Origin of the sequence: Synechococcus sp. MU1655 (assembly GCF_023630655.1) — a bacterium.
Classification (GTDB): Bacteria; Cyanobacteriota; Cyanobacteriia; order PCC-6307; family Cyanobiaceae; genus Synechococcus_C.
In genome coordinates this window covers 1-9,221 of record NZ_JAKUHK010000053.1, presented here as the reverse complement: position 1 = coordinate 9,221, position 9,221 = coordinate 1, and the positions used below count along the sequence as shown (strand labels likewise).

At 56.9% G+C, this 9,221-nt stretch carries 9 protein-coding genes, 1 tRNA gene and 1 pseudogene; 5 read left to right on the top strand and 6 right to left on the bottom strand.

Translation table 11 applies throughout. From position 1 onward, the window contains the following. From NCN04_RS04260 to sfsA, 3 genes and pseudogenes are all read right to left on the bottom strand, one after another. A pseudogene (locus NCN04_RS04260) lies at nt 1–388 on the bottom strand (4-hydroxy-3-methylbut-2-enyl diphosphate reductase); the annotation flags it as partial. 129 nt (nt 389–517) lie between these two features. Then, entirely contained in the window at nt 518–1,990 is a 1,473-nt protein-coding gene (locus NCN04_RS04255; RefSeq protein WP_011618273.1) for an ammonium transporter, read from the bottom strand. Nucleotides 1,991–2,120: 130 nt separating this feature from the next. Continuing rightward, complete coding sequence (gene sfsA / locus NCN04_RS04250) at nt 2,121–2,873, bottom strand: DNA/RNA nuclease SfsA (RefSeq protein ID WP_250395270.1); 753 nt, start codon at nt 2,871–2,873, stop codon at nt 2,121–2,123. An 80-nt stretch (nt 2,874–2,953) separates the two neighbouring features. Here sfsA and murJ point away from each other — a divergent pair, with 80 nt between their 5' ends. After that, entirely contained in the window at nt 2,954–4,561 is a 1,608-nt protein-coding gene (murJ, locus tag NCN04_RS04245) for a murein biosynthesis integral membrane protein MurJ (protein WP_250395269.1), read from the top strand. Here the strand turns inward: murJ and NCN04_RS04240 are convergent. The 3 genes from NCN04_RS04240 to NCN04_RS04230 are packed head-to-tail and all read right to left on the bottom strand — an operon-like array spanning nt 4,548 to nt 5,417. Next, nucleotides 4,548–4,811 (bottom strand): hypothetical protein, encoded by a 264-nt coding sequence (locus NCN04_RS04240; RefSeq protein WP_048348448.1) that lies wholly within the window; start codon nt 4,809–4,811, stop codon nt 4,548–4,550. The two genes, murJ and NCN04_RS04240, sit on opposite strands and share 14 nt — an antisense overlap. Before the next feature lie 25 nt (nt 4,812–4,836). Further along, entirely contained in the window at nt 4,837–5,127 is a 291-nt protein-coding gene (locus NCN04_RS04235) for a DUF3181 family protein (protein ID WP_048347804.1), read from the bottom strand. Between the two features lie 35 nt (nt 5,128–5,162). Then, a complete protein-coding gene (locus NCN04_RS04230) occupies nt 5,163–5,417 on the bottom strand; it encodes a hypothetical protein (RefSeq protein WP_048347805.1) in 255 nt (84 codons plus the stop codon). 95 nt (nt 5,418–5,512) lie between these two features. Here NCN04_RS04230 and NCN04_RS04225 point away from each other — a divergent pair. The 4 genes from NCN04_RS04225 to NCN04_RS04210 form a co-directional block, all read left to right on the top strand. Further along, nucleotides 5,513–5,586: transfer RNA gene (locus NCN04_RS04225), tRNA-Arg, on the top strand. Between the two features lie 94 nt (nt 5,587–5,680). Then, on the top strand, nt 5,681–6,970 hold the full coding sequence (glyA, locus tag NCN04_RS04220; protein ID WP_284498567.1) for a serine hydroxymethyltransferase: 1,290 nt from the start codon (nt 5,681–5,683) through the stop codon (nt 6,968–6,970). An 89-nt stretch (nt 6,971–7,059) separates the two neighbouring features. Then, nucleotides 7,060–8,184, top strand: coding sequence for an MraY family glycosyltransferase (locus tag NCN04_RS04215; RefSeq protein ID WP_250395268.1), 1,125 nt, complete (start codon nt 7,060–7,062; stop codon nt 8,182–8,184). Beyond that, on the top strand, nt 8,177–9,221 hold a 1,045-nt coding region (locus tag NCN04_RS04210; protein ID WP_250395267.1), incomplete at its 3' end, for a competence/damage-inducible protein A. The genes NCN04_RS04215 and NCN04_RS04210, both read left to right, overlap by 8 nt.

The window sequence follows — 9,221 nt, the reverse complement described above, 5'->3', positions numbered from 1 at the left end:
CCACATCGCCCGTTGCCACGCCCGAAAAGTCCTTCACTCCACCCTCCACGGAGATGAACAACACGTCCATTTCTCTTAGGTGGTCATTCACTGAGGGGTTATGGATGATTTCGTTGGTGATCCAGATGCGTTCTTGCGGGTAGTGACGTCGCGTCTCGTAAGCCATGGCGACAGCCCTTTCCACTCCCCAGCAAAATCCAAACGCTTCGGCGAGGCGCACCTTGAGTCGGCCATGGGTCAGGTTGTACCCGTTGTCTCGGATGGAACCAATCAGGCTGCTTTGGTACGCCTGTTCCAGACTGCCAGCCACCTCGTCAGCTCGACCGAAGCCTCGCCGGTTGTAGCGATCGGAGTGATGAAGGGAGCGTTTGAAGGCGTGAGTATCCATATCTGTGACGGCAATGGTTCGACTCTATGGGCTGTCTGGCACTAGCGACTGATCGTGGATGCCAATAAAAAACCCTGGCCCAGGATGGGTCAGGGTGAAGAGCAGATCAAATGCTGCTAATGGAAGGGGTTATCGGCCTGATGACACGAAATCTGGATAGGCCTCCATTCCGTGCTCACCAATATCAAGGCCTTCCACTTCTTCCTTCTCGGTGACTCGGATGCCTCCGAACAAGCCACCGATCACGGACCAAGCAATCCAGCAGGTCACGATCGTCCAAATGGCATAGGCCGCACAACCGAGAGCTTGGATGCCGAGCTGGCTGATGCCACCTCCGACAAGCAAGCCGAGGGGAGAGCCATCCCCCTGGATATCAAAGCCCCAAAGACCAACCACCAAAGTTCCCCAGACGCCACACACGCCATGGACTGAGAAGGCTCCAACCGGATCGTCGATGCCTGATGCGTCAAGCGCTGATACGGCAAAGACAACGATGATTCCGCCGATCAGACCAGCAACCCAGGAGCCAACAAAAGTGAGGTTGCCGCAACCTGCCGTGATGCTCACCAGGCCGGCAAGGATGCCGTTGATGATCATTGTCAGGTCAGGTTTGCCGGAGGTCAGGGTTGAGATCACGGTGGCACCGATCGCTCCACCAGCCGCCGCCAAGGTTGTTGTTACAGCAACGTAAGGGACCCACTGATCCATGGCGAGCTGGGAACCAGGGTTGAATCCATACCAGCCAATCCAAAGAATCAGTGCACCAAGAGTGGCAATGGCCATGTTGTGGCCAGGGATCGCCTGAGGCTTGCCATCAATGAATTTGCCGATACGAGGGCCAAGAAGCATGGCTCCAATCAGTCCAGCCCAGGCTCCAACGGAGTGAACAATGGATGAACCAGCAAAATCGATAAATTCTTTGTCACCAACGGAGTTCAGCCAGCCTCCATTCCATTCCCAACTACCCGCAATGGGATAGATGAATGCAGTGAGAATGAGCGAAAACACCACGAATTCGCCAAATTTCACGCGCTCAGCGACGAGGCCTGAAACGATGGTTGCTGCTGTTCCAGCGAAAGCAGCCTGAAACAAGAAGTCAACACTTGGAACAAGGCCAGCTTCTGAAATTAGTTCGGGCGTAACAGCTGGATCAAAAAACAACCCGTTGAAATAGAGCCAGCCAGCGGCAATGGCATTGCCATACATCAACGAATAGCCAACGAACCAGTAGGCGGTTACGGCAAGTGCAAAGACGAACAGATTTTTAGCGAGAATATTGACCGCATTTTTTTGGCGGCACATTCCGGCTTCGACCATGGCGAAACCGGCGTTCATGAAAATCACCAGGATCGTCGCAACCAGCAGCCAAAGATTGTTGGCTAAAAATGCTGCATTGAGTTCCGGCATCTCTGCGGCGTGAGCCGAGAGGTTGAAAAGCCCAAGACCGAAAAGGGCCAGTGGCACGCAGCCAAGCCACAAGAGTGAGCGATTGGTTTTAAAACCGCGAATGCTTTGAAGGAGGAGCATCGGGCCCTCCAAAAGACTTGCCTCCTGGAGGCGAGATTTGCGTCGCGTGTTGGGCGACTCGTAAGCAGTTGTCATAGAAGAAAGCAGGACTGCAAGAGAGGCAGGACGCTGAAGTCCTATTCCGCTTCCCAAAACTGCTCGCCTGCGCACACTTTTTAAGTCGTTGTTGCTACCGAATGTGCGTTTCCCAATGATTTGAGCCTTTTTACAGGCGAGGACAAACGGTCCTGACTCCTTCCCATTTGATCTGGTCCTCATAAAAACTGAAGCAGCAAGGCAGCACCTCAACCCCTGCTGCCAGGGCCTGTCTGAACAGATCCCCGTAGCGGGGATCTGCGCTGTCGCCCGGCGCGAAGGCGATGACATCCGGCCGGCTCAGGCAGGGAACCAGGACACCTCGTGCATCAGGAAGGAGCGCCGTCAGTTCCTCCAGGTGTTTTTGTCCCCGTTCCGTGACGGTGTCTGGGAAGAGCGCAACCTCGCCCTGACACCAGGTGGTGTTTTTCACTTCAACGTAGATGGGGCGTTGATCGTCGGCGCTGTCGTCTGGGGTAAGCAATAAGTCAATGCGACTTCTGCGATTGAGGCCATAGGGCACTTCGGCGCGGATGGTCTTGATCGGGCCGAGCTGGTCTTTGAGTCCACCGGCTTCAATCAGGGCCCGAATCAGTTTGTTCGGCAAAGCCGTATTAATGCCAGCCCAGCAGAGCGTTCCGTCACTGCTTGGGATCTCAGCTTGCTCCCAAGTCCAGGCCAACTTGCGCTTCGGGGAAGGGGCATGGCGCACCCGGACTCTCCCACCGGGATGGAGCACGCCTTTCATAGGCCCCGTGTTGGCACAGTGGACCGTGACGACTTGTCCATCGTTGAGCTCCACATCAGCCAGAAAGCGTTTGTAGCGCTTTAGGAGCACACCTTCGCTGAGGGCTGGAAATTCAAGGATCGACGTACCGGTCATGGTTGCTGGCTGAATCGGCCCATGGTGGCCTGGCGCAGGGTTGAGAATGCTCGCTCAGAAGGGCTGTGAAGAGACAACGAATGGCGAGATCTCTCAAGCGCATTGCTTTGGTCGTGACCTACGGCACGTTGCTGAGCAAGGTTGGCGGTTTAGTGCGTCAGTTGGTGATTGCGGCAGCCTTCGGGGTGGGTGCTGCTTACGACGCTTACAACTACGCCTACGTCCTTCCTGGATTCCTCTTGATCCTGTTGGGAGGGATCAACGGGCCATTTCATAGCGCCATGGTGAGCGTGCTCAGCCGCCGTCCCAGAGAGGAGGGAGCGCACATTTTGGCCACGTTGAACACGATGGTTAGCGCTCTGCTGCTGGTGTTAACGATCGTTCTCGTGTTGGCAGCTGATCCATTGATCACACTCGTCGGCCCTGGCCTTAATCCGGAGTTGCATCGCATCGCCGCGGTGCAACTCCAAGTGATGGCTCCCATGGCGCTCTTGGCTGGTCTGATCGGCCTTGGCTTTGGATCGCTCAATGCTGCTGATGAGTTCTGGATCCCGGCGATTTCGCCGTTGATGTCCAGCCTCGCCCTCATCGTGGGGATCGGTTTGCTCTGGTGGCAGGCGGGATCCGCAATCTCAACTCCCTCTCTCGCGCTCTGGGGAGGGGTGGTGTTGGCGTTATCCACCCTGGTCGGTGCCTTTCTGCAATGGCTTCTGCAGCTGCCTGCCCTGATGAAGCAGGGACTGGTTCAGTTGCGTCTCGCCTGGGATTGGCGCCATCCCGGGGTTCAAGAGGTTTGGCAGGTGATGGGCCCAGCCACCCTGTCGTCGGGAATGTTGCAGATCAATGTGTTTACCGATTTGTTTTTTGCTTCGGGCTTGCTGGGAGCAGCGGCTGGGCTTGGTTACGCCAATTTGTTGGTTCAAACGCCGCTGGGGTTGATTTCCAATGCTTTGTTGGTGCCGCTGCTGCCAACCTTTTCCCGTCTCACGGCTGCGCAAGATCGCCCGGAGCTGATTGCTCGAATCCGTCAGGGTTTGATGTTGTCAACGGCGTCGATGCTTCCCCTTGGGGCCTTGTTTCTGGCTCTCGCCTCACCAATTGTGGCTTTGGTTTACGAACGCGGTGCGTTCAACCAAGGTGCGGTGGAGCTCGTGACGGGCTTGCTAATGGCCTATGGACTTGGCATGCCGGCCTATCTCGGCCGAGACGTTTTGGTGCGCGTGTTTTACGCCTTGGGCGACGGCACCACACCCTTTCGCCTTTCGGTCATCGGCATTGGACTCAATGTGGTGTTCGACTGGGCGCTGGTGGGTGGCCCAACGCCTTGGGGCCCTCAGCTTCCCTTCAATTTCGGTGCAGCGGGGTTGGTGCTGGCCACCGTTGTGATCAACGTGCTGACCTGCGTCGCCCTCTTGTTGGCCCTGCAGCATCGCCTCAAAGTGTTGCCGTTGAGACGCTGGGGCATGGATGGTTTGCGCTTAACGGTTGCAGCCATAGGCGCTGGGATCGTTGCCTGGGGCTTGAGCCAAGGGGTGCGTTGGCCTGTTGATCTTGTGGGCCGCCTCCTGCAGGTCGGCCTTTCGGGATCTCTGGGGGTTCTGGTGTTTATGGCGTTGGGTCAAGCGTTCAACGTTCAAGAGGTTTGTGAGATCAGCCAAGGCCTGACGCGACGCTTCACTCGTCGTTGAGACGGACCTCTCGGTCTTCCCGCACCTGGATCGGTAACTCGAGCTGTTGTCGACCAACGAGCTGGGGGCCTTGCACCGAAAGAATGCGCGCTTCGATTCCAAAGTCGCGAAAGGCGGTTTCCATTTCCTGGATGAGAGCTTTCTCAACCTGGGCTTCGGGATCGACAACCTTCCCGATCAAGCGTTCGCCAAGGCGGCCGATCCGTTGCCGGACCACATCGCGGGCGTTGGTGACCTCGATGATCAGCACGGCAGAGTCCAACAACGTTTCAACCTTATCGGCAGTGTCCTTCGAGAATCTCCTCGAGGTCCGAAAGTTGAGAGGACGGCAACAGACGTGCCATCGGTAATCGCGCAGTTCCTCCCCCAATCGGCACTTGAACGGCCTCCAGCGCTTGTCGTGCAGCCACAACGGCGCCTTGGTCGAGTAGAGCGCTGCATTCAATCGCAAGGGTTTCGGCTAAGCCGGCATCTCCTAAATACAAGTGCCATCCAGCCACTTGGATGTAAAGACGGTCCGCCAGTGTTGAGGTGAGGGCGCGTAGATCAGCTGAGTCCAGAGTCATCGTTGTGGAGTCGGAACGGCTGATTGCATGCTGACTCAGCTCTCGTCTTTGTCTGCGTCTTTGCCAGGGCGGAGTCGGATCACGACCAGCAGGTGAACAATTAACACCCCCAACCAAGCTTCACTCCACAGGTCGAGGTGGCTCCAGGGGTGACGCATCTCTTGCACGAACCAGAGGCCGCTATTGACAGCGGCAAATCCACCGGCGTGGAGGCAGAAATTAACCACCCTGTTGAAATGCCGATAGGTGGCATTGTTCGGATCGGCGGGTCCGTACCAGCGGAGCGGCATGGGAGATGACCCTCGTGACTTCTTTGATTTTGACGTGTTGTGATGGCCACTGGTTGACGAAGGGTGCCTCGATACGGTCAGATGGTGGCTTCCAAGCGCTTGTAGCTCAGCGGATTAGAGCATCTGACTACGGATCAGAGGGTCGGGAGTTCGAATCTCTCCAGGCGCGCTTTTGAAAACTGCCAACAAGGCAGTTTTTTTTTGAAGATTCGTATGTTGAAGGGACCTCTTCCCTACGATTCGTGCATTGAAATTTGAAACGCATGACAGATCGCTCCGCAGCCCCGATTAATGCATCGTTGAAGGCTGCAGACCCTGCCATTGCTGGTTTGATCGATCAAGAGCAGATGCGTCAGGAGACACATCTTGAGTTGATTGCATCGGAGAACTTCACCTCCAAGGCGGTGATGGAGGCTCAGGGATCGGTTCTCACCAATAAATACGCCGAGGGGTTGCCCCATAAGCGTTATTACGGCGGCTGTGAGCACGTGGATGCGATCGAAGAATTGGCAATCACGCGGGCCAAGGAGCTGTTTGATGCGGCTTGGGCGAATGTTCAGCCCCATAGCGGCGCTCAGGCGAACTTCGCTGTGTTTCTTGCCTTGCTTCAGCCGGGTGACACGATTCTTGGGATGGACCTCAGTCATGGGGGGCATCTCACCCATGGCTCACCGGTGAATGTCAGTGGCAAGTGGTTCAACGTGGTTCAGTACGGCGTTGACAAAGAGACTCAGCGCCTCGACATGGAGGCCATCCGCAAGCTGGCTCTTGAGCACAAGCCCAAGCTGATGATTTGTGGATACTCGGCTTACCCGCGCTCGATTGACTTCGCCGCGTTCCGTTCCATTGCGGATGAAGTGGGTGCCTACCTGTTGGCAGACATGGCCCATATCGCCGGCCTCGTGGCGGCTGGAGTGCATGCAAGTCCAGTGCCTCACTGTGATGTTGTGACCACCACCACGCACAAAACCCTGCGCGGCCCCCGTGGTGGCTTGATCCTGTGTCGCGATGCAGAGTTCGCGCGTCGATTTGACAAGGCGGTCTTTCCAGGGTCGCAAGGTGGACCGCTTGAACACGTGATTGCAGCCAAAGCTGTGGCGTTCGGCGAAGCGTTGCAGCCTGATTTCAAGGCCTATAGCCGTCAGGTTGTTGCCAATGCTCAGGCCCTTGCGGCCCGTCTTCAGGAGCGAAAGATTGATGTGGTGAGTGGTGGGACCGATAACCATGTGGTGCTTTTGGATTTGCGCAGCATCGGGATGACCGGCAAGGTGGCTGATCTGTTGGTGAGTGATGTGCACATCACAGCCAACAAGAACACGGTTCCCTTTGATCCGGAGTCCCCTTTCGTGACGAGTGGTTTGCGTTTGGGAACGGCTGCTCTCACCACCCGTGGCTTCGACGAGCAGGCCTTTCAAGAGGTTGCTGATGTGATCGCTGATCGCCTTCAGAACCCTGAAGATGACGCCATTCAGGCGCGTTGTTTGGAGCGAGTTAGTGATCTTTGCAAGCGGTTTCCGCTCTATGCCCCGGCTTTGGAACCGGCTCTCGCTTGAGGGTCTTAAGCGGCGTGTCCTTCAGCTTTTTTCTGCCTAAGATTCGCTTCTAAAAGATCCTGTTTGGTGACCTTTCGCCGGAGTTTTTTGTGACGTTCGCGAGTACTCCTCTCGCAGTCGCTTCGGCGAGTCTGGTGGCCGCTGCTGTCATTACAACGCTGCTCGTCCCCCTAGTCCGCGGGCTGGGTTTGAGATTAGGTCTCACGGATCAGCCCGATTCGCGTAAACAGCACACCACCCCCATGGTGCGATTGGGGGGCATCGCCCTCGTGCTGGGCTTTTGTTTGTCCCTTGGGGTGACGTGGTGGATGGGTGGGTTTGGCCTGTTGGCTCCGGCCCGTGATCAGCTGATCTGGACCACGCTTGCGGGGTCTCTCTGCTTTTTCTTCATCGGTCTTGCTGACGATCTATTCGCCCTCTCACCTTGGCCGCGCTTGGCGGGTCAGATCGCTGTTTCGGTGGTGGTTTGGTCTCAGGGTGTTCGGATTGGAGCGATTGATCTGCCCTGGTTAGCAAGCAGCTCTGAAGCCTTGCTGCTTCCTGATTTTCTCAGCTTGGTCGCCACGGTGATTTGGCTGGTGGGGATCACCAATGCGATCAACTGGCTCGACGGTCTTGATGGTTTGGCCGCAGGTGTTGCTGGGATCGCAGCGATTGGCTTGGTGTCGGTCAGTTTTTCGCTCCATCAGCCGGCGGCGGCTTTTCTTGCTGCAGCGTTAGCTGGAAGTTGTCTTGGCTTCCTCCGCCACAACTTCAATCCAGCGCGCATTTTTATGGGTGATGGCGGATCGTATTTCTTAGGGTTCACCCTGGCCGCCGTCAGCATTGTGGGCCCGGCGAAAGGGTTGACAACGGTGAGCCTGTTGCTGCCGTTGTTGATTCTTTCGCTGCCCTTGGCCGATATGTCGGCTGTGATCATGGGGCGTCTCAGCGATGGTCACTCTCCTTTTTATCCAGATCGTCGCCATCTCCATCACCGCCTTCTTCGTGCTGGCTTTAGCCATCGACGCACGGTCGTTTTGATCTACGTTTTCACGCAGTGGTTGGCGTCGTTGGCCATGGTGGTTGCCAACGTGGAAATGCGTTTTCTTTGGCTTGGGCTTGCGACGGCGATCCTTGTTGCCACGGTGGTGACCATCAATCGACAGCGTCATCTCGAAGCGGCGATTGAACCTTCACATCTCGACCCGTCAGCCCCTGACCGCCATGGCTGATCGCTTGGAGCGCTCTGGTGTTGAGATTCTCTGTGTTGGGACGGAGCTCCTGCTTGGCAACATCCTCAACGGCAATGCCCGTTGGCTGTCCGAGGAACTTGCCTCTCTGGGCCTCCCTCATTTTCGCCAAACCGTTGTGGGCGACAACCGCGATCGTTTGATTGCCCTGATTCAGGAGATTGCGCAACGCTCCAACGTGTTGATCGTGACCGGTGGGCTTGGACCAACCCCCGATGATCTCACCACGGAGGCGATTGCAGCTGCGTTTTCTGTTCCTTTGAAAGAGCGAGCCGACGTTTGGTCTGACATTGAAGAGAAAGCCCGTAGCCGCGGTCGCACCCCTGGCCCTGAAACCCGTCGTCAGGCGCTCTTGCCTGTTGGCGCTGAGGTTTTATGGAATCCAACGGGAACAGCTCCCGGCATGATTTGGACCCCGGTACCTGGATTCACCTTGCTCACGTTTCCTGGAGTACCCAGTGAGATGAAAGCGATGTGGAAGGCCACGGCCGCGCCCTGGTTTCGCTCGTCTGGGCTTTCCCAAGGTGTGTTTGTGAGCCGTTTGCTGCATTTCTGGGGAATCGGCGAATCCACGTTGGCCGAACAGGTGGCTGATCTGCTGGAAGGGGACAACCCCACCGTTGCGCCCTATGCCGGCCGCGGCGAGGTGAAGCTCAGGATTACGGCTTGTGCAGATGAACCTTCGAAGGCTTGGGTGCTGGTGGATCAAACCGAGCAGGCGTTGCGCCAGCGCACGGGCAACCTTTGCTTTGGCGTGGATCAAGATTCGCTCGCCTCTGTTGTGTTGAAGCGGCTTGGGCAAGCAGGTCAAACTCTGTCTGTGGCGGAATCCTGCACGGGTGGGGGGTTAGGCGCTCAGCTCACAGCGGTGCCTGGAGCGTCTTCCGTGATGCTTGGCGGGGTGATCTCCTATGCCAATGCCGTCAAGCGTGATCTGTTATCCGTGCCTGAACCGCTGCTCGAGCAGCACGGTGCCGTGAGTGCGCCAGTGGCCGAGGCGATGGCGCTGGGTGTGCGTC

Excerpts from the sequence above, each read along its gene's own strand:
- NCN04_RS04255 (WP_011618273.1), bottom strand. The coding sequence starts at position 1,990 with ATGACAACTGCTTACGAGTCGCCCAACACGCGACGCAAATCTCGCCTC.
- sfsA (WP_250395270.1), bottom strand. The coding sequence starts at position 2,873 with ATGACCGGTACGTCGATCCTTGAATTTCCAGCCCTCAGCGAAGGTGTG.
- murJ (WP_250395269.1), top strand. The coding sequence starts at position 2,954 with ATGGCGAGATCTCTCAAGCGCATTGCTTTGGTCGTGACCTACGGCACG.
- NCN04_RS04235 (WP_048347804.1), bottom strand. The coding sequence starts at position 5,127 with ATGACTCTGGACTCAGCTGATCTACGCGCCCTCACCTCAACACTGGCG.
- NCN04_RS04230 (WP_048347805.1), bottom strand. The coding sequence starts at position 5,417 with ATGCCGCTCCGCTGGTACGGACCCGCCGATCCGAACAATGCCACCTAT.
- glyA (WP_284498567.1), top strand. The coding sequence starts at position 5,681 with ATGACAGATCGCTCCGCAGCCCCGATTAATGCATCGTTGAAGGCTGCA.